Origin of the sequence: Lyngbya sp. PCC 8106 (assembly GCF_000169095.1) — a bacterium.
Classification (GTDB): Bacteria; Cyanobacteriota; Cyanobacteriia; order Cyanobacteriales; family Microcoleaceae; genus Capilliphycus.
In genome coordinates, this window is the sequence record NZ_AAVU01000036.1 from 1 (window position 1) to 20,961 (window position 20,961).

Genomic DNA, 20,961 nt, shown 5'->3' on the forward strand with positions numbered 1-20,961 from the left:
ACCCTAGCGGTAAGCTATGATCATGATTTATTGTGTTGTTTAGTTAAAGATAGGTTCACTGAACTTCATCATTATTTCACGATTCCTACTCGGTACTACGCTCCTACTCCCAAAAATACTCTGCATCTACTTCTGACACTCACGAACCGAGTATCGTTGCACGCAAATGTCATACTTGAAGTAAAGACTCTTGTTGACTGACCACTACACCAATAAACCCTATGCTACGCACCTTCTTTGGAAAAACTTTACTCGTAGGGATAGCAACTCTTTTACTGAGTTGTAATACGCAGACAACGGCTGAAAACCCAGAATCAACTGAACCTCCCGTCAACTCGGAGTTAACAGGAACCATCATCGTTGGAGATGTCACCAGTCAACCGGCCAAAAAAATTAAGCGTTTTCAACCCTTAGCTGACTATTTAGCGGCGAATCTGGGAGAATTCGGCATCGGTATTGGCGAAGTCAAAGTTGCCCCGGATGTAGAAGCAATGGCAAGCTTGCTCAAGTCAGGTCAGGTTGATATCTACTTCGACAGTCCCTATCCATCGATGCTAGTGAGCGAACTCTCAAATGCCCAACCCATTCTTCGACGGTGGAAAGGAGGCGATGCGGCTTATTATACGATCATCTTCGCGATGACAGACAGTGGATTTACCAGTTTACAGGATTTAACCGGTCACAAGATCGCGTTTGATGACCCCACCTCCACTTCGGGCTATGTGTTACCGATGGTTCACATGATGGAAGCGGGTTTAAATATGGTCAAGAAAGAATCTTCTGATGAAAGCGTAGAATCTGATCAGGTGGGTTATGTCTTTAGTCAAGACGACCAAAACAATATTCAATGGGTAATTAGTAGTCGAGTTGATGCGGCAGCTATCGATCATCGCAGTTTTTTAAACATTCCCGCTGAAAGTCGCGAAGCCATGACCGTATTGGCGGAAACTGAAGAAGTTGCTCGTCACGTCGTTTTAGTCAGAGGTGGACTTGATCCGAAATTGGTTGAACAAATTAAACAAATTCTACTCAATATGGATCAGTCTCCTGAAGGACGGGAGGTGATGGAGAAATTTGAAGAAACAACTAAATTTGATAATTTCCCCACCGAGGGAGATATCGACAGAATGCGAGAATTGTATGAGAAGGTCAAAAACAAGTGAGTTGGATGCGCCTTTTTGGGATCAGACGGGTGTCGCTAGCAACCAAGTTAACATTGGCGATGACAAGCTTGGTCATTGTTGCTGTGGTCAGCGTTACTTGGCTATCCCTACGTCGTGAACAACAAACCTTTCGCAAAGAACTTGAACAACAAGCCAGAATTCTTTTAGATGCGTTGGCAGTGACAACAGCGGACTCTCTGTATACGCTCAATGCTGACTTCATGGAAGAAATTATGGAGCAACTCGGAGCCGATCAAGTTCTCTCCGCCGGACGTATTTATGAAAGGCAAGGTCGAATTGTTGCTGATGCTTACAGTGATAGTGTCTTGGTGCATCGAGTTAAAGCTGATCCCTTTGGTCAAACCTTGGTTCAAAGTGATAAAACGATATTTCTCTGGGAAGAAGATCAGTTACTCGCCGGAAAAGCGGTTAAAGTCGGGCGTCAACGCTTAGGAGCGGTTAGTGTTGGTTTATCGACAGATCCTTTAGAAGCAAAAATGGCAGCCGTTCGTAACCAAGGGTTGATCGTTGCTCTAACGGCGGCAACAGCCGGAACTGCTCTGGCTTTGATTTTGAGTCGTTCGATCACTGAACCGCTTAAGCAAATGACTTCTGCAACCCAACGTTTAGCTAAGGGGGATTTGACTCAAAAAATTACGATTCAAACTCAAGATGAATTGGAGTTATTAGCTGATTCTTTTAATCGGATGACTGATCAGTTGCGAGAACTGATTGAAAGTAAGGAAAAATTGATTCAAAGTTTGGAACATCGAGCCGAAGCTCTCCGTCAAAGTGAAGCTAAAAATCGCGCCTTACTGAATGCGATTCCAGATTTAATGTTTCGCTTCAGTCGAGAAGGTATTTTTCTAGATTTTAAAGTGCCTCGAAATGAAGATTTGCTTAAGTCTTTGAGTAAGTATCTCAATAAAACAGTCTATGATCTGTTCCCGGAACACGTCGCTAAACAGTATATGGAATACGTTCTAGAGAGTCTGAGAACGAATGAGATACAAATTTTTGAATATGAATGGTTTATCAAGGGAAAGCGACACCATTTTGAAGCTCGAATTGTTGTGAGTGGTCGAGATGAAGTTCTGGCTATTGTTCGAGATATTACAGATAATAAGTTAGCTCAAATTGAGTTACAACAAGCTAAAGAAGCGGCTGAAGCGGCCAACCAAGCAAAAAGTGAATTTTTAGCCAGTATGAGCCATGAGTTACGGACTCCTTTAAATGCAATTATTGGATATAGTGATTTACTCCGAGAAGATGCTGAAGATTATGGTTATACGGATTTTGTTCCCGACTTAGAACAGATTAAATCTTCGGGTTTACATTTGCTTTCTCTGATTCAAGATATTTTAGATATTTCTAAATTAGAATCGGGGGAGATGAATCTTTATTTGGAACATTTTGATATTGCAACGTTGATCAATGAAGTTCAAGCGATTATTCAACCCTTAGTTAATCAAAACCAGAATCAATTTAAGATAGATTGTGTTCAGCCTATTGGTTCTATGTATGCTGATCGTACTAAAGTTAAGCAAGCTTTGTTGAATTTATTGAGTAATGCGGCAAAGTTTACCAAAGAAGGGACGGTGACTTTAAAAGTAACTCGTACCCTGTTTCCCCTTCAAAATGGTCAAACTCACTCTGACCCAAAATCTATCAATCATTCTCATCATTCTGAAAAAAGATTGTCTGAAGATTGGGTCACTTTTTCGGTAGAAGATACAGGAATTGGGATGACTCCCGAACAAGTTGAAAAGATATTTGATCCGTTTGTTCAAGCTGATAATTCCACCACGAAGCAATATGGTGGGACAGGTTTAGGATTATCCATCAGTCAGCGTTTTTGTGAGATGATGATGGGTAAAATTACCGTTGAAAGTACAATAAAGGTTGGTTCCACTTTTAGCATTAAACTTCCGGCTGTTGTGCCTGAATTTTTAACTAAAAAAGAAAAAAAGAAGCTGGCTTCTCATTAGGCAATAGGCAATAGGCAACAGGCAATAGGCAATAGGCAATAGGCAACGGGCAATTCTAAACCTCAGACTTCTGACTTCTCAATTCCCCAGGTGTGCATCTGTTCAATTAAAGGCTGAAGACTCTCTCCCTTTGGGGTTAGCGAATATTCAACTTTCGGGGGAATCTCTGCATAAACTTTTCGATTGACCAGACCATCGGCTTCCATTTCTCGTAGATGTTGTGTTAACATCTTTTGAGTAATTCCAGTTAGCGATCGCTGAAGTTCATTAAACCGTTTTACCTGGGAAAACAATTCTCGCCAAATCAACAACTTCCACCGTCCATTAATCATTGATAGTGTCGTCTCAGCCGGACAATGTTCTTTCTTAGACTTTTCTTTGGGAGCTTGCATAGTTACTTTTTGGATACAGACTGACATCAAAGTGCTTCCTTCACAGTTTACCCCAATTTGATCTACCCTCAAAGTAGAAAGATTTATCTCAATAAATTTTAGGAGTGTTAAACAATGATTACCCTTCGTAAATCTCAAGAAAGAGGACAGGTAAACTTTGGATGGTTAAACAGTTTTCATACCTTTTCTTTTGGTCATTATTATAACCCAAAACTGATGGGCTTTCATGCTTTACGAGTCATTAACGAAGATCGAATTAGTCCCAGTAAAGGCTTTGGCACCCACGGACATCAAGATATGGAAATTATTACTTATATCTTAGAAGGTTCACTCAAACATCAAGATAGCACCGGAACGGGTACAATCATACAAAAGGGAGAAGTTCAACGAATGAGTGCTGGAACTGGGATTTTTCACAGTGAGTTCAACGCTTCTCAAACCGAACCCGTTCATTTGCTACAAATTTGGATACTTCCCAATCAAACCGGACTCAAGCCCAGCTACGAACAAAAAGTCTTTAACTTATTAGAAACTCCAGGTCAATTTCAACTGATTGGATCTGCAAACCCTACCAATGGCTCATTAACCATTCATCAAGATGTAAACTTGTATGGTGCTATTTTACCGTCCGGGGGTCGTAATACCTATTCCCTCTCCCCCCAACGCCATGCTTGGGTGCAAGTAGTTCGAGGTGAACTCCGGGTTGATGATATGGCTTTAAAATCAGGGGATGGAGTCGCGATCAGTGATCAAAGACAAATTATCCTTGAAGCAACACAAGAAGCGGAAATATTATTATTCGATCTCGCACTCGTAAAGTCCAAGCCAAAAGATTACCATCTATGAGCCAATTAATGATATTCTAAGCATTAGCGAATCGAAAACTGCGACCCGCAAATAGTCAGTTAGGGGCGGTTTGGACAAAATGTTGATTGATCAAATAGGTTATAAAGTGATCACCGTTCACCCACCAAAACAGATAGAGATAGCCCTATCGTGTTTTGACCCTGAAAAAGACACAACTCAGAAGTCAAAAGTCAAGAATATTTTACAGTTTGTCTCCTCTGGTTAAGGAATTTGAGAGCAAAAACGGCAATATTGGGATCATCCGTCCGCATCCATTACCCCGATGTGTTTCTGTTTCGCTTTAAAATCCAAAGATATTGTAAAGTTATCAGCAAGCCCCTATCTGTTTTCTCTCTACTCAAGTTAAATTACTATGGCTATTGGCTATCTCGCTCTGGTTCTTCATGCTCATCTGCCTTTTGTCCGACATCCAGAGAGCGATTATGTCTTAGAGGAAGAATGGCTGTTTGAAGCGATCTCAGAAACCTATGTCCCCCTGATCAAAATGTTTGAAGGGTTAAAACGGGATGGGGTTGAATTTAAAATGACCATGAGTTTGACACCGCCTTTAGTGTCAATGTTACGTGACCCCCTCTTACAAGACCGCTTTGACAAGCATCTCAGACAACTTCAACACCTTGTCGAACAAGAAGCAACCCGCAACAAACATCACGGCCATCTTCGCTACCTAGCGGAACACTACATTCAAGAATTTATTGAAGTTCGAGAAGTTTGGGAACGCTACCAGGGAGACTTAGTTGCAGCCTTTAAGCAATTTCAAGACACTAATAATCTAGAGATTATCACCTGCGGGGCAACTCATGGTTATTTACCGTTAATGAAAATGTACCCCCAGGCGGTTTGGGCGCAAATCAAAGTCGCCTGTGAACATTATGAGGAAAATTTTGGTTGTCCACCGAGGGGAATTTGGCTCCCGGAATGTGCCTATTTTGATGGTTTAGACCGCCAAATTGCCGATGCAGGTTTACGCTATTTTCTCACCGATTGTCACGGGGTTCTCTACGCCCGTCCTCGTCCCCGTTTTGGCACCTATACTCCCATTTTTACTGAATCGGGTACTGCTGTTTTTGCACGGGATCATGAATCTTCTCAACAGGTGTGGTCTTCGGAGGTGGGCTATCCGGGCGCACCGGAATATCGAGAGTTTTATAAAGATTTGGGTTGGGAAGCCGAATATGAATATATTAAGCCTTATATTATGCCCAACGGCCAACGGAAAAATACGGGCGTTAAATATCACAAAATAACAGGTCGTGGGGTTGGACTCTCTGAAAAAGAATTGTATGATCCCTACTGGGCGCGACAAAAAACAACCGAACACGCTGAAAACTTTATGCACAACCGTGGGCATCAAGTTGAACATCTCCATAGTATTATGCAGCGTCCTCCGATTATTGTCTCGCCCTATGACGCTGAACTGTTTGGACATTGGTGGTATGAAGGCCCCTGGTTCTTGGATTCTTTATTCCGCAAGACCTGGTTTGACCAAAAAACCTACAGCATGATTCACTTGGCCGATTATCTCAAAAAACATCCCACGAATCAAGTCTGCAAACCTGCTCAGTCAAGTTGGGGTTACAAAGGGTTCCATGAATATTGGCTCAACCATACTAATAGTTGGATTTATCCCCACCTTCACAAAGCGGCTGAACGGATGATTACGATGGCTTGTCGAGAACCCACGGATGAACTCGAACGTCGCGCCCTCAACCAAGCCGCACGGGAATTGCTCTTAGCTCAATCTTCGGACTGGGCGTTTATTATGAGTACCGGAACAATGGTTCCTTACGCAGTGCGTCGGACTCAATCTCACCTGATGCGCTTTAATAAGCTTTTTGAGGATGTTCTGCAAGGTAAAATCGACTCCGGTTGGTTGCAAAAAGTCGAAGCCATCGACAATATTTTTCCCAATATTGATTATCACGCCTATAGACCTCTCCTGTAATTTGAAATACTTAAATGTTTGCGACCATCATTGATCGGGTTCGGGGAAGTTAGGGAGTTGAGGAGATGGGGAGGAGATCTTGATCTCACGACTTCTGACGTTATCTCTCAGTCTGATCAGCCATAGCACTTCGCGAATACATTATTGTCATTTCTAAATTCTAAAACCCCTTCACTGTCTACTGTTCCCTCTCTTGGTGCGCGTTCGTGATTGCGAGGAAACCTTGCGCTTAGTCGCACCGCTGTTCCCTAGCGCTATAGGAGCTTTTTTTTGAGCAATGCACAGGAGAGACGATTGCGTTTGTCTGGATTTAATGTAAAGATTTGTAAAGATTTGTAATTAAAACTCATTTTGTAAAATACGCTACAGAATTTTCGTGTATGATGAAAGAGTGAGTAAAAGAAACAGACTCACTAGACCGCATTAACCCCCTAAGGAGAAACAGAAAAATGGGTACTGAAGACCAAGCACGGGCGTTGATGATGCGCCACCACCACCTGATCAAAAACCGTCAGCAATCGATGCTGAATCGCACCGCTGATGAAGTCGGTTTAGAAGCCGGAAATTACTGGAATCATATTCAAGGAAAGCCCCACCCCACTTTCAGCCAAAACTATGATCGCAGCAATGCTTCCATGAGCTAAAAGTGAGCTAGGGTTACTCTGAGAATTCATTACAATTCTTTAAGAAAAAATCAAGATTAATTTACATCTGAGGAGAGAAATCAAAATGGGTACTCAAGATCAAGCACGTTCTTTAATGATGCGCCATCACATGATGGTTAAAAATCGTCAACAAGCAATGCTCAATCGCGTCGCCGATGAAGTGGGTATTGAAGTCGGTGACTATCACAGCACGATTCAAGGTAAGCCGACTGAAAGCTTCCGCAGCAGCTATGATCGTAGTCACGCTTCCATGAGCTAGTTTAATGTGTCACTAAAGATGATTATTTATGAAAGTCCTGCCCCCAACACTTCGCTTTGGGGGTAGGATTTTCACGATTATATTTTTCAACACGATATTGATCAGATTATAATATAAATTCTGAGACTTGACCCCACCGTAGAATTGCGTTGTCAGACGTAGGTTGGTGGGTTATCTGGTTTAAAATTAAACAATTGTATGGATTTTTTTGTATGATTAATAAATGGAATCAGCAAAAATTTTGGATTTGGGGTCTACTCCTCGTCGGATTAAGTTGGAGTTTGATTCCGGGAGCGATCGCCGCACCCCTGTCTGATATTTCTGCACAAAGTCTGTTTCGTCAAGCTTATGAAAACCGTTATACTTGGGATGAAAATTTTCCCGGTTACACGGCTGAAGTTTCAGTAAATTATCGCGGAAATCTGGATCAAGGACTGATTCGAGTTGAACCTGATCTGAGTATATCAGTGAGTAATCTTGAAGATGAAGAAGTCGCGGAAATTATTCAAAGTCAGTTGCAAATGGAAGCGATTCACCGACGATCTGTTTCCTTTGATAAATTACACGGAAAACATCAATTTAAACTCGATGGACAAGAAGAAACAGGCGTGATTAATATTGAAGAAATTGCAGGCGATCGCCCCGAATCTTATTATCAAGTCAAAGACAAGCAAATTACTCAAGTGAATCGAGTTTTTGGGCAAATTGCCGTTAAAGTTAATACGTTAGGCACAACTGATACACCCGAAGGTTATTTAGTGAGTCATTTTCAAACCTTTTTTTATAATGCTGATACCGGAGATCTTTTAGAACGAGAAGATGTTCGAGACTTCCATGAAAAAATCGGCAAATACTACTTGTTAACTAATCGCACCATTCGCTATGCTGAGGAGGAAAATCCCGAAGATAAACTGACAGCCGATCTTTTGATTCGCTTCAACGACATTCAACCGTTGTAGCTGAGTCTGTTCACGATCCTATTGATCGGTTTAAAAAAAAGCATGAGGATACCCGATAAAACGCAGAATTGCGGTTGAAATGCTGATTTTAAACAAAATATTGAGGGAGCAAAGCCAAGCATTGACTGAGCTTTGCCTACCCCTTAATTCTAGACCAAAAATCGATTACTCTGCGGTGTTTTGTGAGACTGATTCCAAATAAGCTCGGATCATGGCTTGTGTACCTTGAGAAGCCCCTTCTTCATCAAGATTACTGACAACTTGGAATAACTTATCCGCTAATTCTACACCCGGTAAAGCATTTTCTGACGGTAAAACATCGTGAACCAATCGCAAATCTTTGAGAATATGTTGAATCATAAACCCAGGTGCAAAATCAGAATTTGCTACTTTTTCACCTAAATTCGATAACGCCCAGGAACCTGCTGCCCCGGTACTACAAATTTCAATCACCAATTGAGGATCTATTCCTTGTCGTTTTGCCAACAACATCGCTTCACATAACCCGACCATATGCAGAGAACATAACACTTGATTGCATAGTTTAACTGCTTGACCACTACCACTCGGCCCACAATAAAAGATTGTTTTTCCCATCGTTTCTAAAATGGGTTTGCAGGTTTCAAACGCTTCGCGATCGCCTCCAACCATAATCGTTAGTGTACCTTTTTCTGCCCCAATATCTCCTCCAGAAATCGGCGCATCCAAAAAAGAAAGTTGGCGAGACTGAACTTGAGAGGAAATCCGGCGTACCGCTTCTGGCCCAATGGTACTAAAATCTATAATAATCGCTCCGGGTTTAGCTGATCGAACAGCGCCATTTTTCCCCAAAACCACTTCTTCGACATCGGGAACATCCCCAACACAAATACAAATCACATCTGCTGACTCTATCGCCTCGTTAATGGATGAGACGATGTTGGCACCGCCAGAAGCTGCTATTTTGGTTCCTGGGCGGTTTGGAGTACGGTTCCAGGCGTTAACGGAGTAGCCACTCTTGGCGAGGTTCGCCGCCATATGACCACCCATGACTCCTAAACCAAGAAATGCAGTTTTCATTGTCGATTTTATTCCTTTTCCCACAAGTTTACTCTCACTAGGTAGGGTAGCACTCACTCAACAGCCTTTTCAGTTTACAGTTCACCGTCAGCAATGATCCGTTTTTTTTCTAGTCACCCCTTCACCTATTTTTTGAGGGTTTGAGTTTCTATTGAGACAGAATTTGAATCAATTGATGCACATAATTCTAGATTTTTCGTTGAGAACAGTGTTGAGATGGAATCCGACAATAACGACATTCTTCTCGACTCGGACAGGGTTTAAATGTTTTTGATTTACAAAGACTAGCAATCAAATCATGCAAACGTCGCTTGAAGTTGCGGTCAATTGTCCAGGCCGGAATCTCGACAATTTCATTATTGTAAATAATCCGTCCGTGAGGAACTTTGTTCTGACAAATATCTTGAGTTTCTGGTGCTAAAGGCAAAAGCAACATATACAATTTAACTTGCATTTCGTGAGAAGATTTTGGTTTACCCGTTTTGATATCTTCGACGACAACCCAATCATTTTTTACTGCAACAATATCGGGTCTACCTGCCACACAAATATTAAAGCTTTTACCCTGAACTTTAAACGAATTGGCATTTTCTACATAAACGGTAAACCCTTCGGCTTGCAATTTTGCCGCCCGTTTGATCACTTTTTCATCGTGTTCGGAAGCGTCGTAATCGCCCGAATTTCGTTCAAACTGATGATGAATTTGTTGTTGAATAGCATAGGTACAGTTCTTTTCTCCCGCCAACAGTTGAGCTAACCAAGTTACCCAAGCGTAGGGCTGTTTTCTGGGTTTGGGGAGGTTTGGTTTTTGATTAAAGTTTGGATAATTCATGTTTTGTTCTATTGAAACAACTGAACTCTATCCTATGAATTTAATTCTAGATTGTAAATTAATTCAGGTGACAACTTTTCAGGGGTAAATCAATATAAATGACCGCAAATTACATGAAATAACGTTAAATACAACCAAATGACAGCAAATGACAAACTTGTTAAACTCGCTCACATTTCCTAAAGTTGGGGTTATGATAAAAAAAATTGAGTTAATATTTTGGTGAACGAGATGGGCGAACAGCAATCTATCCAACAACAGTTTATCCGTGAAATTGCGGATTCTATCTTTCAACAATCAGTTAACGGAAAAGATTCGGAAGAAAAATGCTTTTTTAAGTTGCGGTTCGATCCGGAGAATGAACAACTAGATAACCAAAATAAGAATAATAACGATATTGTTAGTTTAATGAATCAAAAATTGGGTTATTCTTCGAGCAATATTCAGAGGCTTCAAACAAAGGTAATTCAAACCCTTGTTAACCAATACGAACAACAGATGAAAGCCGATGAATTAGACATTGAGAGTATTAGTAATCCCAAACGAGGAGATAAAGGAATTTGGAAGGAGGTTTATAGTTGGCTGTGGGAATATCAATTTCCCCGCTATCTCTGGGAAAAGTTGAGAAAAGAAGCGGACAAAAAAAATCAAGATTGGATTCGTTTTGTAGATGACAGTAGCTTGGTATCCAGCGAACGGGAATTCATTATAAAAACCGCTAAAAAAGAACCCAAAACTATCCCGATAAATCAATCATTAGATTTGGAAATCAAGGTTGATCCTGATTACTGTAACTATCATTTATTACTGTTTAATCAGAATTTAAAAGGTTTTCATTTGATTTGTCCAACGGAAATATTTGCGCCCAAAAGCCAAATTGAAGAAATTCCCTGGTCAATGCCAACTGAAGGATCTATTACGTTTATTACTACTGGAACAGAAGAATTTTTAGGTATTGTAATCGAACAGCCTTTAGAGTTAGAATGGTTAAAGCTATCGGAAAACCTGCAATTTGAGCCTAAACATTTAGTCAAATTGTGGGAACAGTTGGAAAAAAATCAGAACAGGCGATTATTTTATCAATCGTTTGAGGTAATAGAAAATAGTTTGTTGTAGGGCTTCAGCCCTTGACTGGCGCTAAATCGCAACTATGAACTTGAGGATAAAATTGCTTTGAGGTTTAATACAAATCCCGGCAAAATGTCTTCACTGGATAACGTTTCTGGGGCGTTTAAGACTTCGGCGGCTTTTTCGGGGTGATAAATTTCGACTTGGTGATCTTGACGGTTAATTAACCATCCAAGCCGCACACCATTCTCAATGTATTCTTGCATTTTTTCTCGCAAATCTTCTAAGCGGTCGCTCGGAGACATCAACTCTAATAAAAAGTCGGGCGCAATGGGTGGAAATTTTTCTTTTTGTTCGGGGGTAAGTGCATCCCAACGTTCTTGTTTTATCCACGCGACATCGGGCGATCGCTGGGCGCTATTGGACAACTTAAAACAGGTGGAAGAATCAAAACAAACTCCGAGTTTAGTTTGACGGTTCCAAATGGCAAAATCGGCAGCAATTTCAAAGTTATAATTTCCTGTTGTGCCTCCAGTCGGTGACATAATTGTGATTTCTCCTTTGGCATTGCGTTCAAACTTGACATCGGGGTTGTCCCGACAGAGTTGATAAAACTGTTCGTCTGTAAACCGAATAATTGAGTTGAAATTAACCGTGACATTAACCATAATTATTTTTACCGCTCTAATTTTAGGTTACACCAGAAATAGCTGAATGTTTGGGTCGGTTGAAAAATTGTTAAAAGATTAGTTTTGGAGAACGGCAAATGAACGAAGAACAAACCGAAGTTTATTATAATTTTTTGATGGATGTATTACAAGCTGTTGCAGAGAGTGTGGTTGCAGATCATACAAATCTAAATTCTGTTTATTCCTTGCTAGGGGAAAATCTAGATAAACTCGATGAAAATCTGGGGTTAGTTCTAGAGGAATGGGCTAGTCAAATTCTCTCTACTCTTACACCAGAGTTATCACCTGGTGTTGCGGAGGTTATTTTTGAATTTAGTAGTTGTATTGCACAGTTGTCCTTGGGCAATAAATCCCACAATTTAGAAATTGCGATCGTTGGAAACAAAAGTATTCTCAAAGTTTACACCTGCGAACTCTTTCCCGAAGATTGGGCTAAAACTCAATACAACTTGGGTTGTGCTTACCGGGAGCGCATCGAAGGAGACAAAGCTGATAATCTTGAACAAGGGATCATCTACTATACCGAAGCACTGCAAGTCTATACTCGTGAAGCCTTCCCTCTATATTGGGCAATGACTCAAAACAACTTGGGTAATGCCTACAGTGAACGCATCAATGGAGACAAGGCAGACAACCTCGAACTCGCTATAGCTGCCTATACCCAAGCCTTGCAAGTTTATACCTGCGAAAGTTTCCCTGAAGATTGGGCAATGACTCAAAACAACTTGGGTAATGCCTACAGTGAACGCATCAAAGAAGACAAGGAAGACAACCTCAAACAAGCTATTGATGCCTATACCCAAGCCTTGCAAGTTCGCACCTATGAAGCTTTTCCTTATGAATGGGCAATGACTCAAAATAGTTTGGGAAATGTCTATGGTAATAGAATCACAGGTGAGGAAGCTGACAACATTGAATTAGCTATCACCGCTTTCCAGAAGGCTTTAAAAGTTCGTACTTTTGAGACTTTTCCTTGTGATTGGGCAATGACTCAAAATAACTTGGGTAACGCCTACAGTGAACGTATCAAAGAAGACAAAGCAGACAACCTCGAACTCGCAATAGAGGCTTATACTCAAGCCTTGAAGGTCCATACCCATGAAGTTTTTCCCTATGAATGGGCAATGACTCAAAACAACTTGGGTAACGCCTACAGAGAACGCATCAAAGAAGACAAGGAAGACAACCTCACACAAGCTATTGATGCCTATACCCAAGCCTTGCAAGTCAGAACCCGTGAAGCTTTTCCTTATGAATGGGCAATGACTCAAAACAACTTGGGTAATGCCTACAGTGAACGCATCAAAGGAGACAAGTCAAACAACCTCGAACTTGCCATAGATGCTTATACTGCTTTCCAAAATGCTCTACAAGTCCACATTCCAAAAAGTTTACCTTTAGAATCTCTTAAAACCAGTCGGAATTTAGGAGATTTAGCATTAAAACAGGGGAACTGGCAACTGGCTATCAAAGCCTATGATTTGGCTATTGAATCAATTGAAATCACTCGAAATTGGGCAAGAACAGACAAACGCCGTCAGGAAATTTTAGCAAAATCAATGGATGTCTATGGGAACATGATTCAGGCTTGTATTAATCAGAGTCACCTCGAACAAAAACGGGGCAAACTTCAGCAAGCCCAAGACTTATTAGAGAAAGCCTTAGAAACTTCCGAACGTTCTCGCTGTCGTCAACTGGCGGATTTATTTGCGGTTCGGGATCTCTATCCCGATGGAAATATTCCCCCGGAAATTGAACAATACAATCAACTCCAGCAGCAAATTTATAATCTTCGCGATCATTATTCATCAGATAATACCCGACAACTCACCCAAACGGGAACTCATTCCCAAACTCGCGCCCAATTTAAAGCGGAAACAGAGGAAATCAAACAGCTAGAAGATAAAAAGAATAAAATCTGGGAAAAAATTCGCAGTTATGATCCGGTTTTGGCGGGACAGCTTCAGGTTGATCCGCTCGAAATTAAAGACATCCAAGCTTTAATTCCCGATGAAAAAACCGCTCTTTTAAGTTTCTACACGACCAAAAACGATACTTATATTTTTATTCTGCGAAACATCGGAGAGAAATTAGACAAAAGATCGGTTAATCTCCACATTTGCAAAAATCAAGGTATTGAAACGCTGCAAGATTGGATAGATGATAACTGGTTTATTCCCTATATTAATAATAACCAACTCTGGCGGAATAACATGGCGCATTTTCTGGCTGAACTTTCCGAACGTTTACAACTCAAGTCGTTGGTTGATGAACATTTAACGGGAATTGAAGAATTAATTCTTGTTCCTCATTTGTCTTTGCATCAAATACCGTTTGCAGCTTTACCCATTGAACCCAAACCAACAACCCCAGAATTAAGTGATGAAATTAACTCCCCATCCGGCGAATTTTACCAAGAAGAAACAACCAGAGAATTTACTATTACTCCCCGAACTTATCAGCCCCAAACTCCCGTAAAAGTTACCCCCAAACCGGGCGAATATTTTGGCGATCGCTTTCGGTTGCGAGTGGTTCCAAGCTGTCAAATATTGAACTTTTGTTATCGGCGAGATCCAATTTCATCGGCTAAAATGGGAATCGTTGAAAATGCGACGGGCGATTTAGTATTTACCGAATACGAGTGTAAAATATTGAGTCAATTGTATCAAGTTCCCGACAGTCAACGATTATATTATCAAAATGCAACCTTTGAAAATTATCAAAATCTAATTAAAAATGTACAGTTTATTCACTCCAGCCATCATGCGAGTTCTCGCCTCGATAACCCCCTAGACTCAAAACTTACATTGTACGAAGGAGAAGTCACTCTCAGCCAACTGTTAACTTGGCGTTTACCGGAACTTTCGGATGTGTTTCTTTCCTGCTGTGAAACACATTTTACACTGACACAAATTACCGATGATACCTTAACTTTGGCGGCGGGTTTTCTCTGTGTGGGGGCGAGAAGTGTGGTGTGTACGTTATGGTCGGTTAACGACTTGTCAACGGCGTTATTTTGTTTGTTTTATTATCAAAATATTCAACAAAATTTAACTCGTTCTGAAGCGTTGCAGAAAGCACAGGTTCAACTCAGAACTCTAACGGGTAAACAGTTAGAAAAACAATATAAAGCCGAACTGGATAACTATCTATCGACAGAAGACAGTCAGAAATTATTTAATAAAAAGTTACCCTTTGAGAGTCCTTACTATTGGGCGGGTTTTGTGTCTCAGGGTTTGTCATAGAATCCTCAATTTTTGATTACAAATTTATTTTTTTTAGAAATCGTTTTAAAAATATATTTTCTCTCTAGAGTGCTTTTACTTATTTCTTAACCTGTGTTATTATAAACTAACTTTAGTTTTTATTTGTATTATAAACAGGAATAGTTACAAGGTCTACCCGAACCCGAATATTGAAAGAGAATTATCCTTGACTGAATTTGATTTAAGCCGATTGACTCAAATCTTGCGGATATAGCGAGAGTAATATTGAGGTATTATGTATCGGATATGATTGCCAAGTCTAGCCCAAATTCGCGCCGCCCGCCTCTGTTCACCGGACAAAATTTTGATTGAGTGCTGTTGCGGTGATTCTAACGATGAAAGAATTAAAGAATTCAGTTGCTTTCAGGGTGGAATCGATTAAACTGATCTAAAAGTGAGTCGAACAATATGGATGAACTGCTTAACCAAGTCTATCACGAAATTATCTACAACCTGCTAATTCATCCCCCCAATCAAGCCCTTAATGTGCTGAAAACTCATGCTCAGGTGGTTGATGATGACTTTTTGCAAGTTCTACGACAAACCGTAACCACTCTGGCAGAACGAAACTGTCAAGAGGATGCAGATTTTCTGAACAAGGTTGTTCTAAAAATTGAAGAATCTGGCGGCTTTTCAACTCTATTGGCAGAAGTTGCACCCCCACAAGCAACCGAAACCCCTGCGAAAAAAGTAGCTTCCCCAGAGGAAAAACCAGAGACTCCAGCAATTCCTTCACCCGAAAAAGAGTCAGCAGCAGAACAACTTTATAATCAAGGAACTCAACAATTTCAAGCCAATCAATACACCGCAGCTTTTCAATCCTGGCAACAGGCTTTACAACTTTATCGAGAACTCAAAAATCGACGGGGAGAAGTCAATTGTTTAGGAAAGTTAGGGAATGTTTATCAGTCTTTAGGACAATATCAACAAGCCATTACTTGCCATCAACAAGCTCTAGGCGTTGCTCGTAAGATTAAATATCGTCAAGCTGAAGCTAATGCTCTTAGTAGTTTAGGTCATGTCTGTTATTCTATCGGACAATATGAACAAGCGATCGAAGGATATCAGCAAGCTTTGTCAATCTCTAAAACGATTAAATATAGAGTCGGAGAAGCAAATACTCTTGGTAATTTAGGTAATGTTTATTATGTTTTAGGTCAACTCGAAGATGCCGTCAAAAACTATCAACAAGCATTAACCATTGCTCAAGACTTAAATTATCGATTTGGAGCGGTTAATTTTCTCAATAACTTAGGAAATGTTTATGCGTCTCTAGAACAATATGAACAAGCTATTGCCTATGTTGATCAAGCATTAACGTTAGCCAGAACCCTAAACTATCGATTTGGTGAGGCTTATTTTTTAAGTAATATTGGTAAAATTTATTTAGCGAAAGGAGAACCCGATCAAGCCATTGTTTACTTTGAACAATATTTAGAGTTAATTCGCAGTATTGACTCTCAACAAATGGAGGCAAATGCTTTACATCACTTAGCCAATACCTATAAAATCATGGGTGACTCTAAATCGGCGATCGCGAACTATCAAGACTCTTTAGAACTGCATCGTCAAACCCAAAACCCTCAAGGAGAAGCAATGACTTTGAGTTGTTTAGGTCAAATTCATCAAGAGTTACAACAAACAGATACCGCAATTCAAGCCTTGCTAGATTGTCTAAAAATTGCCACTCCCAAAGCCTTACCGACTGAATGTTTAACAGCAGGAAATCATTTAGGAGATCTGGGTTTAAGTACATACAATTGGCAACTTTCCTATCAAGGATATGAACAAGCCATTCAAGCAATTGAACATATTTGCAGTGGTATTAGTCCGCTTGAGGTTCGTTCACAAATCACAAAAGAATCAGAGATAATCTATCCTAAACTGATCCAAACTTGTCTCAATCTTCAGGAGACTGAAAAGGCTTTTAATTGGGTTGAAAGATGGCGTTGTCAGCAACGATTAGAGTTAACTGATTCTTCTCTGTTTCCATTGGGAGAAGTTCAACCTCATCTGAAAAAATATGAACGTTTACAACAGCAAATTTATGCTTTACATCTACGACGTCAATCGGATGAAATGAAACAGTTGACAACAGCAGGTGTGCGACTCAACAGTTCTGCAACATTTAAAACTGAGTCAGAAATTTTGGAAACTCTAGAAACAGAAAAGCAAAAAGTTTGGGAAGATATTCACCGTTTAGATCCTGTCATTGCTGAACAACTTCAAATCAATAGCTTGAGTGTTGCCGAAATTCAAGCCTTACTTCCCGATACAAAAACAGCAATTTTAAGTTTTTACAGTACCGAAGAAAATACCTATATTTTTGTCGTCTTTAAAAATCAAATTGTCTTGCATACTTGTGAGGGAGAAAGTCGAGAAAAACTACACCATTGGATTGAAGAATCTTGGATAAAAAATCAACAAAATAACCTCCGAGAATGGCGGAATGAAATGATTGAATTGTTATCTAATTTATCTCATCGACTTCAGTTAAATCAATTAATTTCTGATCATTTACTCGATTGTCATCAACTGATTATTATTCCTCATCTTCAACTGCATCATATTCCCTTTGCAGCCCTTCCTATTCAGCTTGAAGATCAAACAATCTATTTATGTGATCGCTTTAACATTCGGACAATTTCAAGTTGTCAAATGCTTAACTATAATCAACAAGAAAATCAAGCCATTTCCTCAAACTCAATGGCAATTTTAGAAGATACAACAGGAGATTTTGTTTTAACCCGTTATGAAGGTCAAAAATTAGCCGAACTCTACCAAGTCTCTGAAGAATTTTATTTGGTTGGTGAAACAGCAATGGTCAGTCAGTTTGAAAGCTTCATCAAACAAGTTCAACTGCTGTATGTGGCTTCTCCTTTGAGTTGTACCTCTGAACCTAAAGTTGATGCTCAACTACAATTTGCTGAAGGTAAAATCTCTATGGCTCAAATGTTAGCAGGTCGTTTACCCGATTTATTAGAACTCTGTATTCCCTATGTAAAAATGGAGAGTAAAACGCTGACTTTCTCCGAGTTAAATCTGAGAATTTTCAACCGATTTTTAGAGAGAGGAATACAGCGAGTTGTTTATCCATTATGGTCTTTAGAAGACATTGCAACCTCACTCTTAATCTGGTTTTATTATCAAAATTTGCAAGAAAAAAACTGTAGTGAAGCTTTGCGTCAAGCTCAAATTCAACTTAGAAGTTTAACCGGTCAAGAACTCGACCAAAAGTATAAACCTGAAATTCAAGCCTATCTCAAGCAACAAAAGGAGAGTAAAAATCAACAAAAAATCAATGATCAGCGAACTTTATTAGCTTGGAAATGTCAGCAAGACTATCCCTTTGAGAGTCCCTATTATTGGGCGAATTTTATTGTTTATGGTGGTTAATTTTAACAGAGTTATATGAATTCTTCAGAATCGTTATTTTTTATCGCTCTACTTCCGAACGTAGAAATTCAAAATGAAGTCACTGAAATCAAACAATACTTTGTCGAAAAGTATAATAGTTGTCATGCGTTAAAATCTCCACCCCACGTCACCTTACAACCCCCGTTCAAATGGTCAACTGAAAAGCTTGAACACTTAGAAGAATGTCTGGCTCATTTTTCTCAGGCTTATTCTTCCATACCTATAACTTTATCCGGTTTTGGTGCATTTCCACCTCGGGTAATTTATGTGAATGTGATCAAAACTCCAGAATTACTGACCCTCCAAAAAGAGTTGATGTCTCATTTAGAAACGACTTTAAACATTGTAGATAACGTTTCTAAACGTCGTCCTTTTTCGCCTCACATGACCGTTGCATTCAGAGATTTAACCCGTCAAAACTTTCGAGCTGCATGGCTAGAATTTGAACAAAAATCTTTAGAATTTAAGTTTACCGTCTCGCAGTTAACCCTACTCGTTCATAAGGGTCATAAATGGAATATCAAAGCAGAATTTCCGTTTAGATTCACTTAAACTTTAGAAAAACTGGCAATCCAATCCAAAATTTCTCGATGAACTAATTCAGGACATTCATCTTGAGGACAGTGACCCCCTCGTTCCAATTCTACAAACTTAATCTTAGAATTGTATTGAAGATATTTCTTCGGATTGGCAAAACTCAAAGGAATTAATCGATCTTTTTTACCCCAAAGGAGTAAAATGGGAACATTAATCTGAGGAAGAAGCGTCTTGACTCCCGGCCCCAAACGAGAACTTCCCATCACTTTAAACACAATCGAAAAAGCCCGAGCGGCGCCACGATCTGTTGCAGGTGTTGCTAAAATATCAACCAGTTCATCATTAACTGCGTCTGGATTTTCGTAAGCAAATTTAGCCCAACCCCGAACCAGTGAACGACGCCGAATAATGTAGAAAAGCGTTCTTAAAACTGGAGGAGAAGCAACCGTATTTTGAATCGCTTCAACAATGGGAAGCATCCATGCAGGAACCGCTTCCGTTTGAGCCACCGGATCAGGTAAACTAATCGCAACGACACCTTTAGCCATTTCTGGGTATTGAGCCGCAGCCACCAAAGCAACCAGTGAGCCGACAGAATTGCCGACCAAAATAGCGGGTTCTCGAATAAAGGTCAACCAAAAGTCGTGAACTAAATCAGCCCAAAGAGAGGTATCATAAGAGGCGATCGCTTTTTGGGAAGATCCAAACCCCAACAGATCAAGGGCGTAAACCGTATGAGACTGACTCAATTGCTGTAAACTATATCGCCAATGTCCAATGGATGCCCCAAACCCGTGTAAGAAAATCATGGGTAAGTCTGAATCATTTGACGGCGTTGTGCGGTTTGACTGGGATCGGATATACGTGTAACGAATTTGCCAACCTCGCCAAACCCAATCCCGCTGAAAACCGAGTCGCGGGCACCCATTTTTTGCAGTCAATTCCACACCAACTCACAACATAACTTTACATTTGTACCCTTTTATCTTAGCGTTCCTAGAATTTAAGTTAAATCTCCACCAAAATTTAATCAGACTGAGTAAAATATCACTGTATAGACCGTTAATTTATTCACTAATCGCTTCTAAAACTTTGCCAATGCCTTTGATCGACAAAAAAAGAAATCGCAATCTGCCCCAAATCAACGAAAATATCCGATTTCCACAAATCCGGGTGATCGATATTGATGGGGGTCAACTGGGTATTCTGGCTCCTCGGGATGCCCAACGACTCGCCGAAGAAAAAGAACTCGATCTCGTTCTGGTGAGTGACAAGGCTGACCCTCCCGTGTGTCGAATTATGGACTATGGGAAATACAAGTTTGAGCAAGAGAAAAGAGCCAGAGAAGCCAAGAAGAAGCAGCATAACGCTGATGTCAAGGAAGTGAAAATGCGTTATAAAATTGATGACCACGACTACCAAGTGCGGGTTAGACAAGCAGAACGCTTCCTCAAGTCTGGCGATAAGGTCAAAGCAACAATTATGTTTCGGGGCCGGGAAATTCAACACAGTAACCTCGCCAAAGAACTCTTAAATCGTATGGCAACTGATTTAGGAGAATTAGCCGAAGTACAACAATATCCCAAACAAGAAGGGCGAACGATGATGATGTTGTTGTCTCCAAAGAAGTCGTAACTTAGAAATGTAAGATACTAAGCGGGAATATCCATCTCTAGCAGACAATCTCCAGTCTTCTTTGAACAGTAAACCCTAAACAAAATGGGTTCGGGTGATTGATGAATTATCCCGATGGTGACTGGTGAAGGGAGGCGTGAGAACTGAAAAAGGGGATAGGCTCAACCAGACAAAATCATCTCGAATCTGATCAGTCTTAGCCGCCGATTCCCCTCTCTAA

General features: G+C 40.3%; 17 protein-coding genes. 12 read left to right on the forward strand and 5 right to left on the reverse strand.

The window, feature by feature from the left end:
* Positions 1 to 221: 221 nt before the first annotated feature.
* Together L8106_RS20905 and L8106_RS20910 are read left to right on the forward strand one after the other, a co-directional pair.
* The gene (locus L8106_RS20905; RefSeq protein WP_009786440.1) at positions 222 to 1,163 is read left to right on the forward strand and encodes a phosphate/phosphite/phosphonate ABC transporter substrate-binding protein; all 942 of its coding nucleotides are present in this window, start codon (positions 222 to 224) and stop codon (positions 1,161 to 1,163) included.
* Positions 1,164 to 1,192: 29 nt separating this feature from the next.
* Entirely contained in the window at positions 1,193 to 3,151 is a 1,959-nt protein-coding gene (locus L8106_RS20910) for a sensor histidine kinase (protein ID WP_232228543.1), read from the forward strand.
* A 62-nt stretch (positions 3,152 to 3,213) separates the two neighbouring features.
* On the opposite strand, the gene L8106_RS20915 is transcribed toward L8106_RS20910, so the two are convergent.
* Complete coding sequence (locus L8106_RS20915; protein WP_009786442.1) at positions 3,214 to 3,543, reverse strand: helix-turn-helix domain-containing protein; 330 nt, start codon at positions 3,541 to 3,543, stop codon at positions 3,214 to 3,216.
* A gap of 114 nt (positions 3,544 to 3,657) precedes the next feature.
* Here L8106_RS20915 and L8106_RS20920 point away from each other — a divergent pair, with 114 nt between their 5' ends.
* From L8106_RS20920 to L8106_RS20940, 5 genes are all read left to right on the forward strand, one after another.
* The gene (locus L8106_RS20920) at positions 3,658 to 4,389 is read left to right on the forward strand and encodes a pirin family protein (protein WP_009786443.1); all 732 of its coding nucleotides are present in this window, start codon (positions 3,658 to 3,660) and stop codon (positions 4,387 to 4,389) included.
* A 373-nt stretch (positions 4,390 to 4,762) separates the two neighbouring features.
* Positions 4,763 to 6,355, forward strand: coding sequence for a glycoside hydrolase family 57 protein (locus L8106_RS20925; protein ID WP_009786444.1), 1,593 nt, complete (start codon positions 4,763 to 4,765; stop codon positions 6,353 to 6,355).
* A 449-nt stretch (positions 6,356 to 6,804) separates the two neighbouring features.
* Positions 6,805 to 6,999: a hypothetical protein gene (locus tag L8106_RS20930; RefSeq protein ID WP_009786445.1), complete on the forward strand. Its 195-nt coding sequence runs from the start codon at positions 6,805 to 6,807 to the stop codon at positions 6,997 to 6,999.
* 85 nt (positions 7,000 to 7,084) lie between these two features.
* A complete protein-coding gene (locus L8106_RS20935; RefSeq protein WP_009786446.1) occupies positions 7,085 to 7,279 on the forward strand; it encodes a hypothetical protein in 195 nt (64 codons plus the stop codon).
* Positions 7,280 to 7,491: 212 nt separating this feature from the next.
* A complete protein-coding gene (locus L8106_RS20940; RefSeq protein ID WP_009786447.1) occupies positions 7,492 to 8,238 on the forward strand; it encodes a DUF3386 family protein in 747 nt (248 codons plus the stop codon).
* Between the two features lie 165 nt (positions 8,239 to 8,403).
* On the opposite strand, the gene L8106_RS20945 is transcribed toward L8106_RS20940, so the two are convergent.
* On the reverse strand, positions 8,404 to 9,297 hold the full coding sequence (locus L8106_RS20945; RefSeq protein ID WP_009786448.1) for an NAD(P)-dependent oxidoreductase: 894 nt from the start codon (positions 9,295 to 9,297) through the stop codon (positions 8,404 to 8,406).
* A gap of 187 nt (positions 9,298 to 9,484) precedes the next feature.
* Positions 9,485 to 10,129 carry a PD-(D/E)XK nuclease family protein gene (locus tag L8106_RS20950; RefSeq protein WP_009786449.1) on the reverse strand — a complete coding sequence of 215 codons (645 nt, stop codon included), beginning with the start codon at positions 10,127 to 10,129 and terminating at the stop codon, positions 9,485 to 9,487.
* A gap of 231 nt (positions 10,130 to 10,360) precedes the next feature.
* Here L8106_RS20950 and L8106_RS20955 point away from each other — a divergent pair, with 231 nt between their 5' ends.
* Positions 10,361 to 11,245, forward strand: coding sequence for a hypothetical protein (locus tag L8106_RS20955; protein WP_009786451.1), 885 nt, complete (start codon positions 10,361 to 10,363; stop codon positions 11,243 to 11,245).
* A 32-nt stretch (positions 11,246 to 11,277) separates the two neighbouring features.
* Here the strand turns inward: L8106_RS20955 and L8106_RS20960 are convergent, their stop codons facing one another.
* Entirely contained in the window at positions 11,278 to 11,865 is a 588-nt protein-coding gene (locus L8106_RS20960) for a Uma2 family endonuclease (RefSeq protein ID WP_009786452.1), read from the reverse strand.
* 98 nt (positions 11,866 to 11,963) lie between these two features.
* On the opposite strand from L8106_RS20960, the gene L8106_RS20965 reads away from it, so the two are divergent.
* The 3 genes from L8106_RS20965 (at position 11,964) to L8106_RS20975 (ending at position 19,121) form a co-directional block, all read left to right on the forward strand.
* Complete coding sequence (locus L8106_RS20965; protein WP_009786453.1) at positions 11,964 to 15,131, forward strand: CHAT domain-containing protein; 3,168 nt, start codon at positions 11,964 to 11,966, stop codon at positions 15,129 to 15,131.
* 429 nt (positions 15,132 to 15,560) lie between these two features.
* Positions 15,561 to 18,548, forward strand: coding sequence for a tetratricopeptide repeat protein (locus L8106_RS20970; RefSeq protein ID WP_009786454.1), 2,988 nt, complete (start codon positions 15,561 to 15,563; stop codon positions 18,546 to 18,548).
* A gap of 15 nt (positions 18,549 to 18,563) precedes the next feature.
* Positions 18,564 to 19,121: a 2'-5' RNA ligase family protein gene (locus L8106_RS20975; RefSeq protein WP_009786455.1), complete on the forward strand. Its 558-nt coding sequence runs from the start codon at positions 18,564 to 18,566 to the stop codon at positions 19,119 to 19,121.
* Here L8106_RS20975 and L8106_RS20980 read toward each other — a convergent pair.
* Complete coding sequence (locus L8106_RS20980; RefSeq protein WP_232228544.1) at positions 19,118 to 19,915, reverse strand: alpha/beta fold hydrolase; 798 nt, start codon at positions 19,913 to 19,915, stop codon at positions 19,118 to 19,120. The genes L8106_RS20975 and L8106_RS20980 overlap by 4 nt on opposite strands.
* A 289-nt stretch (positions 19,916 to 20,204) precedes the next feature.
* Here L8106_RS20980 and infC point away from each other — a divergent pair, with 289 nt between their 5' ends.
* Positions 20,205 to 20,741 carry a translation initiation factor IF-3 gene (gene infC, locus L8106_RS20985; protein WP_009786457.1) on the forward strand — a complete coding sequence of 179 codons (537 nt, stop codon included), beginning with the start codon at positions 20,205 to 20,207 and terminating at the stop codon, positions 20,739 to 20,741.
* Positions 20,742 to 20,961: the final 220 nt, after the last annotated feature.